This window comes from Streptococcus oralis subsp. tigurinus, assembly GCF_002096275.1.
Lineage (GTDB): Bacteria > Bacillota > Bacilli > Lactobacillales > Streptococcaceae > Streptococcus > Streptococcus oralis_CN.
Genome location: NZ_NCUG01000015.1, coordinates 64,583 through 83,325 on the forward strand (window position 1 = coordinate 64,583; position 18,743 = coordinate 83,325).

The following is an 18,743-nucleotide window of genomic DNA, read 5'->3' on the forward strand; positions in this document are numbered from 1 at the left end:
ACTCCTTTTGATATAAGACAAACTAGCCTTTCCTATTTTGAACTGACACTCAGGAACTTACCCATTAAAGCTTTCAGTCAACTGAGGCACTACTTGTTTCTTACGTGAAACAGCACCTGAAAGGAAAGCGTGGTTGTTTTCAAGTTTGAAGTTAAAGGCTGCTTCCACCTTGTCCATGTTTGATCCAAGAGCAAGGATTTCTGAGTTTGAGTTGACGATGTCTGTAATCATCAAGACAAAGTCAGAGTAGCCGTTTGCTGCATTAGCCGCTTGCATTGCTGCTTCGATTTCAGCTTGGCGTTCCAAGACTTCAGCAATATCAACTGTGTTAACCTGAGCAACACGAACCTTATTTCCGTTGAGTTCAAAAGTCTTAGCATCGATGTCAATTAATTCTTCAGCAGATTTGCTTGCCAAGTTTGTACCAGCCTTGAGCATAGCAAGACCGTACTCTTCCAAGTTGACACCTGCTAATTCTGCCAATTCAGGAGCAATGACTTTATCAGATGGGTGAGTTGTTGGTGATTTCAAAAGAAGGGTATCTGAAATCAAACCTGAAAGCATCAATCCTGCGATTTCTTTAGGAACTGCCACACCATGCTCTTTGAACATGCGATAAACGATAGATGAAGCTGATCCAACTGGTTCCAAGCGCATGTAAAGTGGGCTTGCAGTTTCAAAATTAGCCACACGGTGGTGGTCCACAACACCGTAAACTTCTACTTCAGCGATATCTGATACAGATTGTTGGAATTCATTGTGGTCGGTCAAGATGACTTGTTCTGCACCTTCTGCTTTAGCAGATGTGATGACGCGTGGTGCTTCTACACCAAAATAGTTCAAAACAAAAGCTGTTTCTTCATTTGGAGTACCGAGAGCTACTGCTTCCGTGTCCAATCCATACGCCTCTTTTGCAAGATAAGCAAAGGCTACAGATGACCCGATGGCATCTGAGTCTGGATTTTGGTGACCAAATACTAGAATCTTAGACATGATAATACCTCTTTAAATTTATTCATCTTATTTTAGCACTTTTTTCCTCTTTTGACAAAAGTAAGAGGAGTCAAAGGACTCCTCATTAGACATCAATATCGTTAACTAGATTTTTTTCTTGATTTTCGGATAGAAATCGTTCTTTCTGTGGACGTTTCTTTCGTTTGAGAAGAGCCTCTGCTGACATGGCTTCTTCCTTGCTAGCAAAGCCCTCTACATAGATGAGTTTAACTGGCAAGCGAGCTCGGGTATACTTGGCACCCTTACCACTATTATGAACGGCAAGGCGTTTCTTCACATCTGTCGTGTAACCAGTATAGTAAGAACCATCACGGCACTCCACCACATACATATAGGCCTTATGATCCATAGTAAATCTCTTGAATTTCTGGCGTGTAGGAACCATCATCATTGTGAACAATGAGTGGTGGCAAGACCTTGAAGCCGCTAATAGACCCATCTTTGATTGCTTCGATTAAAAGCATATTGGCTTCCTTTTCTCGTTTAGGATAGACAAGTTGCAGGCGCTTGGGTGCTAAATTGTGGCGTTGAAGCATATCTAGAATATCCAAAAGTCGATCTGGACGATGAACCATGACAAAACGACCATTAGACTTGAGAATGCTCTGAGCACTTCGACAGATTTCCTTAAGATTAGTCGCAATTTCGTGTCTGGCCAGAAGGTAGTGTTCACTCTCGTTGAGATTGGAATGCGGATCCACCTTAAAATAAGGCGGATTACACAAAATCATATCCACCTTACTTCCCTGAATGTGGGCAGGCATATTTTTCAAATCATCACAGATGACCTGCATCTGCTCTTCCAAGCCATTCAACTGAACCGAACGCTCTGCCATATCCGCCAAACGCTCCTGAATCTCTACAGAGAGAATTTTTGCCTTGGTACGACTACTTGCAAAAAGTCCAACTGCACCATTCCCAGCACAAAAGTCCACAATTAAACCCCGTTTAGGGAAGCGAGGAAAGCGTGATAAGAGAACACTATCCACCGAATAGCTAAACACCTCTCTATTTTGGATGATCTTGATATCTGTCGAAAAGAGCTGATTGATTCGCTCTCCTGGTTTTAATAATTGTTCTTCTTTCATACTTTTATTATAACAAACAATGTTAATATTACAAATGATTTAAATAATCATATTTATTGCTTCTTATTTAAATGCTCTAATGCTTCGCGCGTCCAAACAGGCATCATTCGGGCAAGAGGAGCAAATCCGTACTTGATCCGATCATTTGAAAAACGTCTCCGTCTTGGCAATTGATGTTTTTCCTCTTCTAAGGTACGGATAGAAAGGCTGGCCTTCCCAGTGTACTCGTCAAAATCCACCACCTGAACTTGGACTTCATCGCCAATTTTTAAAATGTCATAGATATTTTCAATAAATCCCGTCCGAATCTCTGAGATGTGAATCAGCCCTGTCACCCCTGTCTCTAACTCGACAAAGGCACCATAGGGCTGAATTCCTGTAATACGCCCAGTTAGCTTATCACCAATTTTCATTCTAGTCCTCAATTTCAATCGTTTCAATTACCACATCTTCAACTGGCTTGTCCATTACACCAGTCTCAACAGCTGCAATGGCATCCAAGACCGCAAAGGATTCTGCATCTACCAATTGCCCAAAAACAGTATGGCGACGGTCAAGGTGAGGAGTTCCACCTTGTTCTGCATAGATCTCAGCGATTGGTTCAGGCCAGCCACCACGCGCAATCTCTTTCTTAGAGTATGGCAAGTGTTGATTTTGAACGATAAAGAACTGGCTTCCATTGGTATTTGGACCCGCATTGGCCATAGAAAGAGCACCACGAACATTATAGAGTTCTTCAGAAAATTCATCTTCAAAAGAGTCGCCGTAGATTGACTCTCCCCCCATACCAGTACCAGTTGGGTCTCCACCTTGGATCATAAAGTCCTTGATAATACGATGGAAAATGACACCATCATAGTAACCGTCTTTTGAAAGAGCAACAAAGTTTGCTACTGTTTTGGGGGCCTGCTCAGGGAAGAGCTTGATACGCAAGTCTCCGTAATTTGTCTTAATAGTCGCCAACGGACCTTCTACTGTTTCAATTTCTATTTGCGGGAAATGCAATTCTTTTTCTACCATACCAAATCCTTCTAAGGCATCAAAAATGCCATCTTCTTCTACTGTTTTTGTAATATAATCTGCTTTTTCTTTGATTTTAGCATGGGAAACACCCATAGCAATACTGATTCCAGCATAATCAAAGAGTTCCAAGTCATTGAGACCATCCCCAAAGACCATAACATTCTCTGGTTTCAAGCCTAGATGTTCTACCACCTTTGCCACACCAGTTGCTTTGGATCCTGAAATCGGCACGATATCAGATGAATGTTCATGCCAACGCACCATGCGAAGTTTATCTGATAAGGACTCTGGTAAGTGCAAGCTATCTCCTTTATCTTCAAAGGTCCACATCTGATAAATATCTACTTTTTCATGGAAATCCGGATCCACATCTAAGTTTGGATAAATCGGATCAATAGCCTGACTGATCAACTCTGTTCGCGTGGAGAGTTTGGCGTCATGGCTACCAACCAAGCCGTATTCAATCCCCTCTTTTTTGGTCCAAGAAATGTACTCTTCTACATCTGACTTCTCAATCTGATGCTGATAAACGACATTTCCTTTTTTATCTTCTATGTAGGCACCATTCAGAGTTACAAAAAAGTCAGGCTTGAGATCTTGAATCTCTGGAACAACACCAAAAATGCCACGCCCAGAGGCGATTCCTGTTAAAATCCCTTTTTCTCGCAACTGCTTAAAAACCGTGGGAATCGTAGCTGGAATAAAACCTGTCTTTGACGTACGCAGGGTGTCATCAATATCAAAAAAGATGATTTTAATCTTCTTTGCCTTATATTTTAATTTCGCATCCATCTCTCTACCTCTTTTCCATCACTCTTTCCATTATACCATAAAGCTTATGAAATTCCTTTTTTGAAAAAAGATGAAAATCCTATCAAAAAGAGAGCCAGTAAGACTAGCCCTCTTCATCCTAGAACAACTCCATAGCAATCATAGTAATCATCGTTGCATCATAGTAGTTGTCCAAAGGTAAATTTTGTGTGAAAATGTATTTATTTTGCTGAAGAAGTTTCAGATAACCTTCTCCCTTGTCAGACGCATAGGTAATCGGTGCCAGAAAGCTACCTGCCTGGTATTGATTGAGGGCAGTTCCATTCATGTCATAACCAGCATAAATGCGTTGTTCTTTCATAAAGAAATCCATCATCTTTTGAACGAGTTTTTGACTTCTTTCGTCTTGACTTTGAGATAAGTGATAAGGCAAGCGACAAGCATTATAAGAATACGCCCCATCATATTGAGATTCAATAGTATTTGCTTTAGCAACACGCGCACCTGACTTCTCTACCCAGATAAAGTCTGGCAAGAGACCTGTCTCAGATTGAGAACTAATTTGCTCTAATTGCCCAAGCATTTTATCCTTAATATCTAGCCATTGTTTATCACCAGTTAGATTATAAAATACTTGGAAATAATGAGGTAGTGTATCAGATGTTCTCATCAGATAGTAAAAATCTGAATTTTTTTGGGCCCAATTTCCTACTTTTAGGACACCAGTCTTCTCATTATAATTGAATCGAAGAATATCAATCAAGATACTTTTGGCTTGTCCTTCATATTCCTGAGCCTTATCTGGCCACTGCTTGGCAGCTTCAATCAAGGAATAAGCGATGTAGAGATCTCCATCAGTTGCGTTTTGCTTCTCAACCGTTTCGCTACCATTTGTGATCACTTGCTTCCAAGACATCAACTGCGTTCCCTCGATACGATGATTTTTGTAATAGCGATAAAGACCCTCAAAATCTGCTTGTGTTGCTTGCCCTTTTTGGGCTGCTAAAACCGTTATGAGCATGCCGTAACTTTGGGCTTCAGATAGAACTGTTGTTCCCTCCGAATCACTCGTCGTACGAACATAAGACTGATCGTCTTTTGTAACAAGGAACTGTTGGCTCCATTGGCTGTAAATTCGATTGCGCATCTCGACTTTACTCCTTCCTCTTGCCAAAAACAAGGTTAAACAAAAGATAGAAAGGATGAGCACAAACCATACATATTTTATTTTATTCGTTTTCATAAATCCTCCTATCCTGCAAATCGCTTGGTTTTAACCCACTTGGTTTCTTTTCGGCGGAGTACTTTGTCTAGCACGATTGAAGAAATGGAATCAATGGATACAACGATAAACATCTGTGCGTAAGAGAAATAGGCTGCCAAGGCTAACCAGATTTGTTTTGTCGTCGCTTGTCCAAACTGACTTGCTAATGCCGTCATAATTTGCATCAAATAGAGACCAATCATGAGAATCCAGTTGAAGAGCATGAGCTGGGCGATGTAGATATTATCCGCATCAAAAGCAAATGGAATTCTGACATCTGGGAAGAAAAGATTAAGACAAATCGCTAGCACATTCGCTAGGAAAATCAAATCCGATAGGACAATGGCAAAGTTAAACCAAAAGAAAACACAAGAATAGTTAAAGACTTCTAGTTTAACGCGCCAGTTTGCTCTGCCAAATAAATGCTTAAAATTTGAGAGAACAACTTCGTAGTTTCCTTTAGCCCAACGTTTTCGTTGCATATAGTAACTCTTTAAAGTCTCAGGTTCTTGTTGGAAAGCCTCTGAGTTATAAGCAAGGGCGATCAATTTACCACTCTGCATGATTTTAAAAGAAATATCGGTATCCTCAGTTAAGGCACCATTTTTCCAACCACCGATACTCTTTACAAAGTCGGTTTGAATGATAAAGTTGGTTCCTGGGATACGCCCAATTTTAAAGAGATGCCACATCCCAACATGGTGCACCCGCTGGGTAACAACGATTTCTTGGTTTATACAACGAGTCAAAAAATTTTGATTGGCATTTCGAGTCTTGTTGCGACCGAAAGATGCCACGTGGCGTTCTGGGTCCTTTATCACTTCTTTGACAAGGAAATAAAGGGCATTTTTTTCAGGCATGGCATCTGCATCATAAACACAGATATATTCACCCGTTGCCATCTCTAAGGCATCGTTTAGAACGCCTGCTTTTCCTCCCGTACCAGTACGGTCGATAATAGTCAGATTTCTTCCTGCATATTCAGGCAGAGCTTGTACAGACAAACACTCTGCATAGGTGTTGTCCGAACAGTTATCCGCAAATAGAAGCAACTCCACACGATCGTGAGGGTAATTCATATCCAAGATAGCTTTTGCCGTCTGGGCAATAACCACATCCTCATTATGAGCAGGAACAACAATAGTAACCTTAGGGTAATAAGGTAGTGGCGAGGTATCCACACGAAAATCACTGTGTTTAAACCAAAAGTGAACAGCTGAAAAGAGAATTACCAAGCCCCAAGCTAGAGAAATCCAAATTGTAAGCAAGGTAAAAATCATTAACATTTGACTAATCATGATTCACCGCCTTAAAATTTTTGTTCACTCGATGGTAGAGAATATTGTATGCAATAAATAGTATAATAAAACAAATGCCAAAGGTGAGACTGAGTCCCAAAGCAATGCCAAAAAATATATTGGTTAGAGTCATGTTTCCCTCCTAATATTCTACAATTACATCTGTCTCTAATTGACGCTTGAGATTACTGGCAACATCCGAGTAGTTTTGGTATTTATCTTTATTATCAGAGTTAATCATCAAGTAACCTGTTTGGAATTGAATTCCTTGGTTTCCATCTTCTCCATGAAAAACTAAACTGCCTAGTTTCTCCTGCAAACCATTCAAATAGAGTTGCTTCAAAGAATCTTGACTACTATTAGATAAAACAAGAAAATTCCCATTTGAAACGTAATAGAGTTTATCGTTGTAACTCAATTCCTGAGAAATTACCTCTTGAATGCGACTGAGCATCAGATTATGTTCTTTCGGTTTAATCTGGAAGAACAAATCTTCATGCGCCCAATGAATCAATAGAGATTGAACCGTCATATCACTTTGTTCAGTGACCATAGCTTGGTAATCTGCTCGAGCATCATCTTCCTGATCTTGTACCTTTGAAGCTACCTTGAAGAAATAATAACGAACCTTAAGTAGAATCCCAATCAAAAGAGGAAAACTGATTAATAAGAAGACCAGTTGAATGATTGGGATATAAACCACACCCGCAACCAAAACGATAAGTCCAAGCCCAAATGTTAAGATAAGGGTCCAAGTAAGCAAAAGGTCAGATAATACCAACACTGCAAACAAGGCTAAAGCTAAAAACAAGATTTGTTCTAAAATGATTGCTCGAGCATACAAAAAACAAAGCACCAAAAGAATGACCTCACAAGCAAGCAAAGTCATAAGCCAGTTTTTAAATTGACTCCAATTTTTCATGTTATCTTATTTCCCCCCTTTGAATTCAGATACAGAAGTCGCTGCACCAAAGTACTGTTGAATGGATTGTACGATTCGTTCAGAGGCTCTTCCATCTCCATAAGGATTTGGTGCCTGAGACATTTTTCTATAAAGAGTTTCATCTGTCAAGAGTGCTGCCATTGCTTCTTTCACACGTACTGGATCAGTCCCAACTAGTTTCAAGGTTCCTGCACGAACACCTTCTGGACGTTCCGTCGTATCGCGAAGGACAAGAACAGGTTTTCCGAGGGAAGGTGCCTCTTCTTGGACACCACCTGAGTCGGTCATAATAAAATAACTTTTAGACGCCAAATTATGAAAATCAAGTACATCTAAAGGTTCAATCAAGTGAATGCGGTCATGACCAGCTAGAATATCCTTTGCTGCTTCTTGCACAGCAGGACTGAGATGAACAGGATAAACAACTTCAATTTCCTGATGAAGATCGACCATTTCACGTAAAGCTGTAAAGACATTTCTCATTGGTTGACCTTGATTCTCACGACGGTGCATGGTTACCAATACAAGTTTCTTATCTGTATCCAATTGATCTAGAACTTCATGATAGTAATCCGATTGAACGGTTAGTTTCAAGGCATCAATGGCTGTATTTCCCGTAATGACAATAGCAGACTCAGGATGATTTTCCTTGAGGAGATTTTCTTTACTCTCACTAGTTGGAGCAAAATAAAGATCAGCAAGATTGTCAGTCATCTGGCGATTCATTTCTTCTGGGAAAGGAGAATACTTATCAAATGTTCTCAATCCAGCTTCAACATGCCCGATTCGAACCTGATTGTAAAAACCTACTAAACTTGCTACAAAGGTCGTTGTAGTATCACCATGAACAAGAATTATATCTGGAAGTTCTTGCTTAACAACTGGATCAAACTTTTCTAAAATTTTTCCAGTAATATCTAAAAGGGATTGATTTTCCCCCATAATATCCAAGTCATAATGTGGCTCGATGCTAAACGTTTCAAGAACTTGATCTAGCATTTGACGGTGCTGAGCTGTCACAACTGTAATCGTCTCAATGCTGTCACTATGTTTTTGCAATTCTAACACTAAAGGGGCCATTTTAATAGCTTCTGGTCGTGTTCCAAAAACAACCATCACTTTCAGTTTTTTCATTATGGTATCCTTTAACTATCATAAAATTTGACACGTGATATTAATTTGACTATCGAATTATTCAAAAATCAATTAATTTGAATGCCCTTAATTATTTTACCGACAATTAATTTAAAAGTCAAACTTTTTCCAAAGTATAGTCTTGCATTTAATTTAATTTTAACAAACTGTAATCTTTTTGTAACAATATAGTTTACACAGTGTAAACATTGTTATTTAAGGGTTAGTTAAGGTTTTTTTAAGTCTTCTTTGAAAACAACCTTTATTTCAAAAGGAATGAATTATATACTTTTTTTAATATTTATTTTTATTTTGATATTTCAAACAATTATATTTTATCATTTTGAAGAATAGAGCAATTAATGCGAAACAAAAAATCCCTCTCTCTGATGAAAAAGGGATTGTGAGTGTTTACTATATTTTAAATTTAAACCTTAAAGACCTATCTTAGATCAAATCTTTTGACAGATACAAGACCAATTCTCCGATATCTTCACAAACCGCATTCATTTCCAAGGGCTGATTTCGATACCAAACACCTGAACCATCTGGAATATAGTCTCGTTTTATGTACAATCTCTGGGCAGGTCCATACCCTGAATGGAGACCAACACCAAGGGTCACCTTATCCGATATGAGCTTAACTCGTTTTTCCGCTTCTTCCATCAAGAGATTTCCAATACCTTGATTTTGAAAGGGCTCAAAGACATTGAAATCTGAGAGTTCTGGATAGATTTCTGCAAAAGGCCCCTGCTTAGCGCAGGGCAAAATTGTGATATAACCCGCTAAAGTACCCCCAACCTCTGCAACTAAGACTTCTCTCTCCCTACATTCTTGTTCAAGAAAATACCTAGCCAAAATTTCTTCTCTACCCGGCCAACCTTGATTGATAAAACCTTGGGATAGTTCTTTAACATCAGATGTTTGCATTTTTCTAATCAGACACGTTGTTTCCATAAGGTACTCCTTAAAAGCCTTCTTCCACTATTATAGCACGATAATAGAGATAAAAAGAAAAAGAAAGACCTAGCAAACTAAAAATAGAATCCTACTAGGCCCAGAAATATATGCTTTTGATTGTTCACAGTAAGAATCTTAATTCGCTTTCTTATTTTCAAACTCATGAAAAGAGGTCCCCCGGATCCAGCTCGCTCTCTCATTTCCATGCTCGTGAAAAAAGACCCGTAAGGGTCTTAATTCGCTTTCTTGTTTCCGAGTTCATGAAAAGAGGTCCACTGGACCCAACTCGCTCCCTCGTTTCAAAGCTCGTGAAAAAAAGACCCACCCGGGTCTTTTCTTTAATCTTCGTTTACGAAAGGCATCAAAGCCATTACGCGAGCGCGTTTGATAGCTGTTGTTACTTTACGTTGGTTTTTAGCTGAAGTTCCTGTTACACGACGTGGAAGGATTTTCCCACGTTCTGAAACGAAACGGCTAAGAAGCTCAGTATCTTTGTAATCAACATATTCAATTTTGTTTGCTGCGATGTAATCAACTTTTTTACGGCGTTTGAATCCGCCACGACGTTGTTGAGCCATGTTTTTTCTCCTTTATAGTATTAATTGTCCATTAGAATGGTAAATCATCATCTGAAATGTCCAATGGATTTGTTGCTCCGAATGGATTTTCAGAACGTGAAAAGTCTGGTACTGGGTTTGCAGGTGCTGATTGACCAGCAGTTGGTGCAGAATAAGCTCCACCTGAATGTCCTTCACGCACTCCGCGGCTTTCCAACATTTGGAAATTATCCGCCACGACTTCTGTTACGTAGACACGTTGTCCTTGCTGGTTATCGTAACTACGAGTCTGGATACGGCCTGTGATCCCGATAAGAGAGCCTTTTTTAGCCCAGTTGGCAAGATTTTCAGCCTGTTGGCGCCACATAACGACATTGATGAAATCAGCCTCACGTTCGCCATTTTGACTCTTAAATGTACGGTTTACTGCAAGAGTAAAAGTCGCAACTGCTACATTTGATGGGGTATAACGCAACTCAGCATCACGTGTCATACGCCCTACAAGTACAACATTGTTAATCATAATTTACCTTCTTACGCGTCAAGTTTGACGATCATGTGACGAAGAATGTCAGCGTTGATTTTTGAAAGACGGTCAAACTCTTTAAGAGCTACGTCATCGTTTGCTTCAACGTTAACGATGTGGTAAAGTCCTTCACGGAAATCTTGGATTTCGTATGCAAGACGACGTTTTTCCCAATCTTTTGATTCAACAACAGTTGCACCGTTGTCAGTCAAGATAGAGTCAAAACGTGCTACCAAAGCGTTTTTCGCTTCTTCTTCAATGTTTGGACGAATGATATAAAGAATTTCGTATTTAGCCATTGATATGTTCCTCCTTTTGGTCTAATGACCCCCAGCCTTTGCAAGGGGTAAGTGAGGTTCGCTCACAATAAACCATTATACTAGAAAAACTGACAGATAGCAAGTAAAAAAGATAAAAGTGAAAAAAATAACTTTATTACTTAAAAATAACATCCTCTTTGAGTTCCAAAGCACTGGCCATCTCTTTCAAAATGAAAAATAGCAAAAAGCTGGCTAGCACTAAAACGAGCCCTAAGTAAAGGAAGGCTTCTACAAAACCTAGAGCATCAATCAGCCACCCCGTCAAAGGAAAAATAACAATCATACTTAGGCTGAACATCATAGAGTAGACACTTAGCATAGTTGCCCGTACCTCGCTTGGGAGTCGCTTTTGTAAATCATTATCAAAAATCGGCTGAAAGAGGGCATATAAGGCGTTATTGAGCCAATAAATCAAAATGTAAATCAGTGGCGTATCAAAATAGGAAAGCAAATAAGTTCCTCCCGTCAAGAGTACAAGAATTGGAAAGAGTTTTAAGGCTGAATACCTCTTTCCAATCTTACTTGCTAGATAAACTGCCCAGATATTCAAAACACTGCCGATCAGCATGACTATCGAAATCTGCCACCCTTCTAAGTCAGGCAGTTGATTTTGATAGTAAAAATAAAACATGCACATCAGTGTCCCGATGATTTGGGAAAGAATCATCCAACTAAAAAGACTGGGGTTTCTCCGCAACTCCTCTTTGACAGTCCAGATTATTTTTTTCATTGTCAGACGCTCAGATTTTTGTGCTTTAACACTAGGCTCTTTTAGCATCCAAGTTAGGAAAAGAACGATTATCGAAGTAACAATCATGATATAGTAGGTCAAGTGCAATTGACCATGGACAAAAAATTCCGCTAAAACAGTCCCCAAAGACCGAGTTCCTTCTGCTACTCCTGACATAAAACTGGAGATAGACAAGTAGCGCTCTTTTAATCCAGCCTCCACGGCCGAATCATAAACCATAGCTGCACTCGTCCCCGAATCAAAATTATAAGACAAGGCACTCACCACCATAGCGAGTGCGTAAATCCAAAAATTACCTTGTCCTAGTAACATGAGAATAGACGACGCGATTCCAGCTATTCGACTTAAATATAGATTGGTTTTATAGGAATAGCGGTCAGCTAACATTCCAGAGGGAATTTCACAGATGACACTGGTGGCATGAAAAATACTTTCCAATAAGCCAATCTGCCAAAGCGACATCCCGTTTTGACTGAGAAATAGAATCCAAAAGCTGGTAATGCCCAGAAAGGCAAAAAATTCCACACCAGCCATGAGACCGATATTCTTCCGGTAATTTCGTTTAAACATAGTTTCTCCTTTAACAAGTGTATTTGTATCTTTGTGTTTGTCACTTGTTAAGCTGTGCTTTACATGTTCTCCACCTCTTATTTCTTCTACTTTGAAAAAACGCCCCTAGGGCGTTTTGATTTATTTTATGGTTTGATACGGTGCAACATACGTGGGAATGGAATGGCTTCACGGATGTGTTTTGTACCTGCTGCGAAGGTTACCATACGTTCGATACCGATACCAAATCCACCGTGTGGAACTGTACCGTATTTACGAAGGTCAAGGTAGAATTCGTACTCTGTACGATCCATACCAAGTTCTTCCATCTTAGCGACAAGGGCGTCGTAGTCTTCCTCACGCATAGAACCACCGATGATTTCTCCATAGCCTTCCGGTGCAAGCAAGTCTGCACAAAGCACGCGCTCTGGATTTCCAGGAACTGGTTTCATGTAGAAGGCCTTGATAGCTGCTGGGTAGTTCATAACAAATGTTGGCACACCAAAGTAGTTTGAAATCCAAGTTTCATGTGGTGAACCAAAGTCATCTCCATGCTCCAAATGCTCGTAATCAGCATCTTCATCGTTTTCATGCTCTTGCAAGAGATCAATCGCTTCATCATAAGTGATGCGTTTGAATGGCTCTGCAATGTAGCGTTTCAAAAGCTCTGTATCGCGTTCCAAAGTTTCCAAGGCTTGAGGAGCACGGTCAAGAACACCTTGAAGAAGGGCTTTAACATATGCTTCTTGCAAGTCAAGTGACTCATCGTGTGTCAAGTAGGAGTACTCAGCATCCATCATCCAGAACTCTGTCAAGTGACGGCGTGTTTTTGATTTCTCCGCACGAAATACTGGACCAAAGTCAAAGACACGACCCAGAGCCATAGCACCTGCTTCTAGGTAAAGCTGACCTGATTGGCTCAAGTAGGCTGGCGTTCCGAAGTAATCTGTTTCAAAGAGTTCAGTTGAATCTTCTGCTGCGTTTCCTGAAAGAATTGGGCTATCAAACTTCATAAAACCGTTCTTGTCAAAGAACTCATAAGTTGCATAAATGATAGCGTTACGGATTTGCATAACAGCCACTTGCTTACGAGAACGAAGCCACAAGTGACGGTTGTCCATCAAAAAGTCTGTTCCGTGTTCTTTTGGTGTGATTGGGTAGTCTTGAGATTCACCGATCACTTCGATGTCTGTAATATCCAACTCATAGCCAAACTTAGAACGTTCGTCTTCTTTGACAATTCCTGTCACATAAACAGACGTTTCTTGGCTAAGGCGTTTAATCGTATCAAACTTCTCAAGTCCTACCTCTTCACCAAATTTTTCAATAAAGTTTGGTTTGAAGGCGACTCCTTGGAAAAAGGCTGTTCCGTCACGCAATTGCAAGAAGGCAATTTTCCCTTTTCCTGATTTATTGGCAACCCAGGCTCCGATGGTCACTTCTTGACCAACGTAGTCTTTTACTTCGATGATTGTTACACGTTTTGTCATAATCTATCTTCCTTTTTTCGTTTAACTTGTCCGAAGACATCATTACCCACTATTTTACCATAAATAGACTGCGATAGCTAGGTTCTACTAGAGAAAAATCGCGAGATTTTCGATACAAAAAATCTTCGTCAAAAAGGCGAAGATTTTGAGTTTTATTTTTCCATAAATTGATGCAAACGGCGAATGGCTTCTTTCAAGGTGTCCAAGTCAGTTGCATAACTGAGACGAACATTTTCTGGCGCCCCAAATCCTGCTCCTGTAATCAAAGCCAGACCGACTTCCTCAAGAATAGCTGTTGTAAAGTCCGTCACATCGGTATAGCCCTTCATCTCCATCGCTTTTTTTACATTTGGGAAAAGATAGAAAGCTCCTTGGGGCTTGACTACTTCAAATCCTGGCACTTGGCACAAAAGAGGATAGATGGTATTCAACCGTTTCTCAAATGCTTGGCGCATGGTTTCGACAGAGTCTTGTGGCCCAGTTAGGGCTTCAATGGTAGCATATTGTGATACGGCAGTCAGGTTTGAGGTTGTTTGTCCTGTCAATTTGCTCATAGCAGCGATAATTTCAGGATTTCCCACAGCATAACCTACCCGCCAACCAGTCATGGCATAGGCCTTAGATACACCGTTAATCACGATGGTTTGCTTGCGAATGGCTTCTGATAAACTAGAGATTGGAACAAATTTGTTCCCGTTATAAACCAGACGACCGTAAATATCATCTGCTAGGATAAGAACATCATGTTCAACAGCCCAATTTCCGATAGCCAAGAGTTCCTCGCGAGAGTAGATCATACCGGTCGGATTCGATGGTGAATTAAGAACTAAGACCTTGGTCTTATCTGTTCGGGCTGCTTCTAGCTGCTCTACTGTTACTTTAAAGTGATTATCTTCCTTGGCCTGGACAAAGACTGGCACACCTTCTGCCATCTTGACTTGGTCTCCATAACTGACCCAGTATGGTGTAGGAATGATGACCTCATCGCCTGGATTGACCACAGCCATAAAGAAGGTATAGAGAGAGAACTTAGCACCTGTAGCAAAAGTAACCTCATTAGCTGCTACGGAATAGCCATAATAGCGTTCAAAGTAGGTATTAACTGCCGCTTTTAAGTCTGGCAAACCTGAAGCAACTGTATAGAAGGAAGCTCGTCCATCACGAATCACTTCCACCGCCGCATCTTGAATATTTTCAGGAGTATGAAAATCTGGCTGTCCCAAGGTTAAGAAAAGAACATCTTTTCCTTGAGCTTTTAACGCTTTGGCTCTTGCATCACTGGCTAGAGTGACACTCTCTTCCATTTCTAGTACACGCTTGGATAGTTTCATATGCCCTCCTTATTGGATCACTGCTCCAGTTTCAAAATCTATCAGATAGTAGTGGTTTCCTGACTTAACTTCCCAAATCGGCTTGTCCTGATAGCGACCAAAGGTGACTTTGTCAATATCGCTAGCTCCTTTTTCCCTCGAAATCGTCGCTGCCTTGTCTTGAGAAATCCCCTTATCAAGCTGATAAACGTAAATCTTATGTTCATTCTTTTCAATCAGTACGGCAATGGCCTCTTGCTTTTTATTATGTCCTAAAACGCTGTAATAACCTTCTAGTCCATTATAAAAATCAACCTGATCTGCCTTTTCCAATTCTGCATACTGCTTGGCCAGTTTTTCTCCTTCAACCCTAGCATCTTGATAGGGTTTCATGCTGAGTGATATCAGATAAAGAAAGGAAGTCGTCATGACTAGCAGTACCAGAGAAATGCCGATTCCATATTGTATAAGTAGCTTATTTTTTGCTTTTTTCTGTCTTAGTTTCACTCGTCTATTTTACCATCTCTCCTCCTTTATTACAAGTGAAGACAGGAACATTCCGAGATTATTTTCCCTTTGAAATTAAATACAATATCTGCCTGTCTATCAAATACTGTTTTCTCAGAACTAAGTTTTTCCACCCCTAACAAGTAAACTTAGCTGAGCACATTTATTGCTAATTAGTATTATTTGTTGTAACATAGATGGTGACAAAAGAGTTCACTCTTTGAATTTTAAACTAAAGGAGACACGTCATGTCTAAAAAAGTACTATTTATCGTCGGTTCATTACGCCAAGGTTCTTTCAACCACCAAATGGCCCTCGAAGCTGAGAAAGCACTTGCCGGAAAAGCAGAAGTCAGCTATCTTGATTACTCAGCTGTTCCTCTCTTCAGCCAAGATTTGGAAGTTCCAACTCATCCAGCTGTAGCTGCTGCTCGTGAAGCTGTCCTTGCTGCTGATGCCATCTGGATCTTCTCTCCAGTCTACAACTTCTCTATCCCTGGAACAGTGAAAAACTTGCTTGACTGGCTCTCTCGTGCCATTGACTTGTCTGATACACGTGGTGCTTCTGCCCTCCAAGACAAGTTTGTTACTGTCTCATCTGTAGCCAATGCCGGTCACGATCAACTCTTTGCTATTTACAAAGACCTCTTGCCATTTATCCGTACACAAGTCGTTGGTGACTTTACAGCTGCTCGCGTCAATGACTCTGCTTGGGCTGACGGAAAATTGGTGCTAGAAGAAGCAACTGCTTCATCACTTGCCAAACAAGCTGACGACCTTCTTGCAGCCATCAATTAATCTAGTAAAAACCAGCTCATTCGAGCTGGTTTTATGCTTGTTTCACAAAGACGAGTTCTAAGTCACTTGATAAATCAGGTTGGTATTCAAAGCCGGCGAAGCGGAGCTTACGAGTTTGTTCGACTGTTTGAACTTGCCCTTCTATCAAGGCTGTCAAAAAAGCCCCACGCGCTTTCTTGGAAATGGTTGAGTGAATCTTCAGCTGACCAGCCTTGTCCTCCATAAATTTGAAGGTCACCATCTTTTCTCTGATTTCCTTAGAAAATACTGTTTCAAACTCTGATGACAAGAGAGAAAATATCAAGTCCTCATCCTCTAGCGCCTCATCGTAGGCTGACTTCCAATGACTCTTTAAAGTCTTACCAGCGACCTTTAACTTCATCAAAAAGTCCAAACGGTGAGGAGCCATGGGCGACAAGGCGGGGACAACACCGTATAAAGCCGAGGTAATCAGGACATGATTTTTAAGATAGGTTTGTTCAGCCTCGGTTAACCCATCTCGTTTGATGTGGCGATACATGAGACCATCGAAGAGTTTCAAGGCTGGATAATGTTTAGCCCTGTGAGCTTTTAGAGCTTGAATATGAGCGTGCTCTTCCTCTGCTTTCTCGGCAGATACCTTATAAAAAATCTCTAATTCACTAGCTGAGTAATGCGCCAGTGAGTCAAGGACTGCCTGACTTTCTTCCCTCAATGGAAGTGTTTCAATACAAGGATGGTCTGTGTTCATTTCTTTTGCTGTTGGGATTAAAATTTTCATAATGTTAGTGTAGCATATTTTTGAATCACGACCAAGAATTTCATCTTAAAAACCTCGGTTCATACCGAGGTTTCTTTTACTTGACTTTAAAGGTCTTGAGATAGTTATCTTTTCCAACTTGACCTTCGAAGGATTGGCCATTTTCGAGGTAAGGAAGGTCGTCTGACACAGAAGCCTTGACCTTGTAAATCTTGCCATCAACTTTGAAGAAGTATACAGTATCACCCTTGATGACAGCTGATTTAAGGTCTGAAATCACTCCCTTGATACTTTCTACCGTTTCGTTATCCAGGTCAAGATCGTTTTTATTGGCATACTTGCTGAGGAGTTCATCTACCGTAGTTGCTACAATGACGTTTTGGTACTCCACGGCATCGACCAATGCATACTCCTTGACCAAGCCTGCATTGTCCTTCAAGCCCATGATATAGAGCGGTTTGTCATTGAGATTAACAAGGATAGGGAAGGTAGCCTTGTAGGACTTCTCTTGCACTGCTCCTTCAGCCGAAGCACGGGCAGATTCTTCGGTTGCTGAAGCTAAGTTGTACTTGGTGATTTCACCAGTGCGCATATTTTCAAGGATAAATCCTAGATTACTTTCGTCAGCATTGGCTGAAGTCACCCCTGTGTAGAGATAAATGTCATTTCCGATAGAAAGATAGTTATAGCCCTCTGTCGTTTGGGTAACATTTTTCTTTGAAATCAAGGCATTCCAGAAACCGTCTTTGTACTTGCCGTTGTAGTTGATTTGTTCGATGGTTTCTTCGGCCGGATAGACACGATCTACCCACTCTGGCACTTCATCCAATCTGTATTCCTTGGTTTCTCCATTGGTGGCGTCTAAGATAATAACAGATGAAGGACGAGGAACTCCTAGACCAAACTGCTTTTGATAAACTGTTGCTACATAGAAAGGATTGCCTTCATCATCCACCTCAAAGGATGGGGTTTTAAAAATTTTGGTTGGGTACTTGATCCGAAGATGACGTTTGACGTCTCGGTTAAAATACTCGGAGTCTGAATACTTCATCGGTGTTTTTAAATCCACCAATTCCGCATTTCCTGTCACCATATCAACCTTGATATACTCGCCAATCCCCTTGGACTGATTATTGAACCATTTAATCGGATCAGCATATTCCAAAGGTGTCACCCGATAGGGCTTGCCATCAACTGTCAGCTGGGTATAAGTATCTGCTGCTACGTACTGGGAGACCTTATCCGTCAGAGACCCCAGGTAACGGTCACCAATCTTTTCTGCAGTGCTCCGATCTAGGATTGGAACCTTACTGGTATCACTCTTAGGAAAATCTTTAAAGTCTTTTTCTGTGATGGACACCACATTAGCATAATTTTTTGCTTGGAAAAAGCTAGAAGTTACTAGGCTTACCAGACCAGCAAGGGCAAAGATAAGTCCCGCGGCCAGCAACAATCCTCCACCTAGTCTATTAAAATGAAGCCCTTCTAGATTGAGTTCGTTGGCAACCTTGCCATGACGTACATGAACCGTCTTGAGAAGATTGATATCCCTTCGAAAACTAAACAAAATTCCCATCACCACCAAATGTCCGCATAGGAAAAAGATAAATTCCCAACTCGTAAGATTAAGTGGTGGTAAAAAGATATACCAGGTCGTTGCGATAAAAACAAGTTCAAAGAGTATGCGTTTCATCTGAGTTCC

Annotated in this window: 20 protein-coding genes; 1 reads left to right on the plus strand and 19 read right to left on the minus strand. The window is 40.6% G+C overall.

Features of this window, described 5'->3' with window-relative positions:
* Positions 1 to 57 precede the first annotated feature (57 nt).
* The 17 genes from B7725_RS02235 to B7725_RS02315 all read right to left on the minus strand — a co-directional run bounded on the left by B7725_RS02235 (position 58) and on the right by B7725_RS02315 (position 15,505).
* Positions 58 to 993, minus strand: coding sequence for a manganese-dependent inorganic pyrophosphatase (locus B7725_RS02235; RefSeq protein WP_084874345.1), 936 nt, complete (start codon positions 991 to 993; stop codon positions 58 to 60).
* Positions 994 to 1,078: 85 nt separating this feature from the next.
* A complete protein-coding gene (locus B7725_RS02240; protein WP_084874347.1) occupies positions 1,079 to 1,363 on the minus strand; it encodes a GIY-YIG nuclease family protein in 285 nt (94 codons plus the stop codon).
* Positions 1,353 to 2,102 carry a tRNA1(Val) (adenine(37)-N6)-methyltransferase gene (locus B7725_RS02245; RefSeq protein ID WP_084874348.1) on the minus strand — a complete coding sequence of 250 codons (750 nt, stop codon included), beginning with the start codon at positions 2,100 to 2,102 and terminating at the stop codon, positions 1,353 to 1,355. Before B7725_RS02245 ends, B7725_RS02240 begins: the two co-directional genes overlap by 11 nt.
* Positions 2,103 to 2,155: 53 nt before the next feature.
* The gene (locus tag B7725_RS02250; RefSeq protein ID WP_084874350.1) at positions 2,156 to 2,515 is read right to left on the minus strand and encodes a S1 RNA-binding domain-containing protein; all 360 of its coding nucleotides are present in this window, start codon (positions 2,513 to 2,515) and stop codon (positions 2,156 to 2,158) included.
* A gap of 1 nt (position 2,516) precedes the next feature.
* Positions 2,517 to 3,917, minus strand: coding sequence for a bifunctional Cof-type HAD-IIB family hydrolase/peptidylprolyl isomerase (locus B7725_RS02255; RefSeq protein ID WP_084874351.1), 1,401 nt, complete (start codon positions 3,915 to 3,917; stop codon positions 2,517 to 2,519).
* Between the two features lie 118 nt (positions 3,918 to 4,035).
* The gene (locus B7725_RS02260) at positions 4,036 to 5,139 is read right to left on the minus strand and encodes a glycosyl hydrolase family 8 (RefSeq protein ID WP_084874353.1); all 1,104 of its coding nucleotides are present in this window, start codon (positions 5,137 to 5,139) and stop codon (positions 4,036 to 4,038) included.
* An 8-nt stretch (positions 5,140 to 5,147) separates the two neighbouring features.
* Positions 5,148 to 6,458 (minus strand): glycosyltransferase family 2 protein, encoded by a 1,311-nt coding sequence (locus B7725_RS02265; RefSeq protein ID WP_084874354.1) that lies wholly within the window; start codon positions 6,456 to 6,458, stop codon positions 5,148 to 5,150.
* Positions 6,459 to 6,600: 142 nt separating this feature from the next.
* Positions 6,601 to 7,380: a hypothetical protein gene (locus B7725_RS02270; RefSeq protein WP_084874356.1), complete on the minus strand. Its 780-nt coding sequence runs from the start codon at positions 7,378 to 7,380 to the stop codon at positions 6,601 to 6,603.
* Positions 7,381 to 7,386: 6 nt separating this feature from the next.
* Positions 7,387 to 8,535 carry a non-hydrolyzing UDP-N-acetylglucosamine 2-epimerase gene (gene wecB, locus B7725_RS02275; protein ID WP_084874357.1) on the minus strand — a complete coding sequence of 383 codons (1,149 nt, stop codon included), beginning with the start codon at positions 8,533 to 8,535 and terminating at the stop codon, positions 7,387 to 7,389.
* A 447-nt stretch (positions 8,536 to 8,982) separates the two neighbouring features.
* Positions 8,983 to 9,492 carry a GNAT family N-acetyltransferase gene (locus tag B7725_RS02280; protein ID WP_084874359.1) on the minus strand — a complete coding sequence of 170 codons (510 nt, stop codon included), beginning with the start codon at positions 9,490 to 9,492 and terminating at the stop codon, positions 8,983 to 8,985.
* Between the two features lie 341 nt (positions 9,493 to 9,833).
* On the minus strand, positions 9,834 to 10,073 hold the full coding sequence (rpsR, locus tag B7725_RS02285) for a 30S ribosomal protein S18 (protein ID WP_000068664.1): 240 nt from the start codon (positions 10,071 to 10,073) through the stop codon (positions 9,834 to 9,836).
* 31 nt (positions 10,074 to 10,104) lie between these two features.
* Positions 10,105 to 10,575, minus strand: a complete 471-nt coding sequence (ssbA, locus tag B7725_RS02290) for a single-stranded DNA-binding protein SsbA (protein ID WP_000609592.1) — start codon at positions 10,573 to 10,575, stop codon at positions 10,105 to 10,107.
* Between the two features lie 11 nt (positions 10,576 to 10,586).
* Positions 10,587 to 10,877 carry a 30S ribosomal protein S6 gene (rpsF, locus tag B7725_RS02295; RefSeq protein ID WP_001151775.1) on the minus strand — a complete coding sequence of 97 codons (291 nt, stop codon included), beginning with the start codon at positions 10,875 to 10,877 and terminating at the stop codon, positions 10,587 to 10,589.
* A gap of 136 nt (positions 10,878 to 11,013) precedes the next feature.
* On the minus strand, positions 11,014 to 12,219 hold the full coding sequence (locus B7725_RS02300; protein ID WP_084874361.1) for an MFS transporter: 1,206 nt from the start codon (positions 12,217 to 12,219) through the stop codon (positions 11,014 to 11,016).
* Positions 12,220 to 12,344: 125 nt separating this feature from the next.
* On the minus strand, positions 12,345 to 13,688 hold the full coding sequence (gene asnS / locus B7725_RS02305; RefSeq protein ID WP_084874362.1) for an asparagine--tRNA ligase: 1,344 nt from the start codon (positions 13,686 to 13,688) through the stop codon (positions 12,345 to 12,347).
* 152 nt (positions 13,689 to 13,840) lie between these two features.
* Positions 13,841 to 15,019 carry a pyridoxal phosphate-dependent aminotransferase gene (locus tag B7725_RS02310; protein ID WP_084874364.1) on the minus strand — a complete coding sequence of 393 codons (1,179 nt, stop codon included), beginning with the start codon at positions 15,017 to 15,019 and terminating at the stop codon, positions 13,841 to 13,843.
* 9 nt (positions 15,020 to 15,028) lie between these two features.
* Complete coding sequence (locus tag B7725_RS02315; RefSeq protein WP_084874365.1) at positions 15,029 to 15,505, minus strand: cell wall elongation regulator TseB-like domain-containing protein; 477 nt, start codon at positions 15,503 to 15,505, stop codon at positions 15,029 to 15,031.
* Between the two features lie 248 nt (positions 15,506 to 15,753).
* On the opposite strand from B7725_RS02315, the gene B7725_RS02320 reads away from it, so the two are divergent.
* Positions 15,754 to 16,302 (plus strand): NADPH-dependent FMN reductase, encoded by a 549-nt coding sequence (locus B7725_RS02320; RefSeq protein ID WP_084874367.1) that lies wholly within the window; start codon positions 15,754 to 15,756, stop codon positions 16,300 to 16,302.
* Positions 16,303 to 16,333: 31 nt separating this feature from the next.
* Here the strand turns inward: B7725_RS02320 and yaaA are convergent, their stop codons facing one another.
* Both yaaA and B7725_RS02330 read right to left on the minus strand, forming a co-directional pair.
* Positions 16,334 to 17,062: a peroxide stress protein YaaA gene (gene yaaA, locus B7725_RS02325; RefSeq protein ID WP_084874368.1), complete on the minus strand. Its 729-nt coding sequence runs from the start codon at positions 17,060 to 17,062 to the stop codon at positions 16,334 to 16,336.
* Positions 17,063 to 17,138: 76 nt separating this feature from the next.
* Positions 17,139 to 18,734 carry a hypothetical protein gene (locus B7725_RS02330; protein WP_000821467.1) on the minus strand — a complete coding sequence of 532 codons (1,596 nt, stop codon included), beginning with the start codon at positions 18,732 to 18,734 and terminating at the stop codon, positions 17,139 to 17,141.
* Between the last annotated feature and the right edge of the window lie 9 nt (positions 18,735 to 18,743).

What these genes read in the sequence shown, in the direction of transcription:
- B7725_RS02235 (WP_084874345.1), bottom strand. Translation starts at nt 993, where the DNA reads ATGTCTAAGATTCTAGTATTTGGTCACCAAAATCCAGACTCAGATGCC.
- B7725_RS02240 (WP_084874347.1), bottom strand. Translation starts at nt 1,363, where the DNA reads ATGGATCATAAGGCCTATATGTATGTGGTGGAGTGCCGTGATGGTTCT.
- B7725_RS02245 (WP_084874348.1), bottom strand. Translation starts at nt 2,102, where the DNA reads ATGAAAGAAGAACAATTATTAAAACCAGGAGAGCGAATCAATCAGCTC.
- B7725_RS02250 (WP_084874350.1), bottom strand. Translation starts at nt 2,515, where the DNA reads ATGAAAATTGGTGATAAGCTAACTGGGCGTATTACAGGAATTCAGCCC.
- B7725_RS02255 (WP_084874351.1), bottom strand. Translation starts at nt 3,917, where the DNA reads ATGGATGCGAAATTAAAATATAAGGCAAAGAAGATTAAAATCATCTTT.
- B7725_RS02260 (WP_084874353.1), bottom strand. Translation starts at nt 5,139, where the DNA reads ATGAAAACGAATAAAATAAAATATGTATGGTTTGTGCTCATCCTTTCT.
- B7725_RS02265 (WP_084874354.1), bottom strand. Translation starts at nt 6,458, where the DNA reads ATGATTAGTCAAATGTTAATGATTTTTACCTTGCTTACAATTTGGATT.
- B7725_RS02270 (WP_084874356.1), bottom strand. Translation starts at nt 7,380, where the DNA reads ATGAAAAATTGGAGTCAATTTAAAAACTGGCTTATGACTTTGCTTGCT.
- wecB (WP_084874357.1), bottom strand. Translation starts at nt 8,535, where the DNA reads ATGAAAAAACTGAAAGTGATGGTTGTTTTTGGAACACGACCAGAAGCT.
- B7725_RS02280 (WP_084874359.1), bottom strand. Translation starts at nt 9,492, where the DNA reads ATGGAAACAACGTGTCTGATTAGAAAAATGCAAACATCTGATGTTAAA.
- rpsR (WP_000068664.1), bottom strand. Translation starts at nt 10,073, where the DNA reads ATGGCTCAACAACGTCGTGGCGGATTCAAACGCCGTAAAAAAGTTGAT.
- ssbA (WP_000609592.1), bottom strand. Translation starts at nt 10,575, where the DNA reads ATGATTAACAATGTTGTACTTGTAGGGCGTATGACACGTGATGCTGAG.
- rpsF (WP_001151775.1), bottom strand. Translation starts at nt 10,877, where the DNA reads ATGGCTAAATACGAAATTCTTTATATCATTCGTCCAAACATTGAAGAA.
- B7725_RS02300 (WP_084874361.1), bottom strand. Translation starts at nt 12,219, where the DNA reads ATGTTTAAACGAAATTACCGGAAGAATATCGGTCTCATGGCTGGTGTG.
- asnS (WP_084874362.1), bottom strand. Translation starts at nt 13,688, where the DNA reads ATGACAAAACGTGTAACAATCATCGAAGTAAAAGACTACGTTGGTCAA.
- B7725_RS02310 (WP_084874364.1), bottom strand. Translation starts at nt 15,019, where the DNA reads ATGAAACTATCCAAGCGTGTACTAGAAATGGAAGAGAGTGTCACTCTA.
- B7725_RS02320 (WP_084874367.1), top strand. Translation starts at nt 15,754, where the DNA reads ATGTCTAAAAAAGTACTATTTATCGTCGGTTCATTACGCCAAGGTTCT.
- yaaA (WP_084874368.1), bottom strand. Translation starts at nt 17,062, where the DNA reads ATGAAAATTTTAATCCCAACAGCAAAAGAAATGAACACAGACCATCCT.
- B7725_RS02330 (WP_000821467.1), bottom strand. Translation starts at nt 18,734, where the DNA reads ATGAAACGCATACTCTTTGAACTTGTTTTTATCGCAACGACCTGGTAT.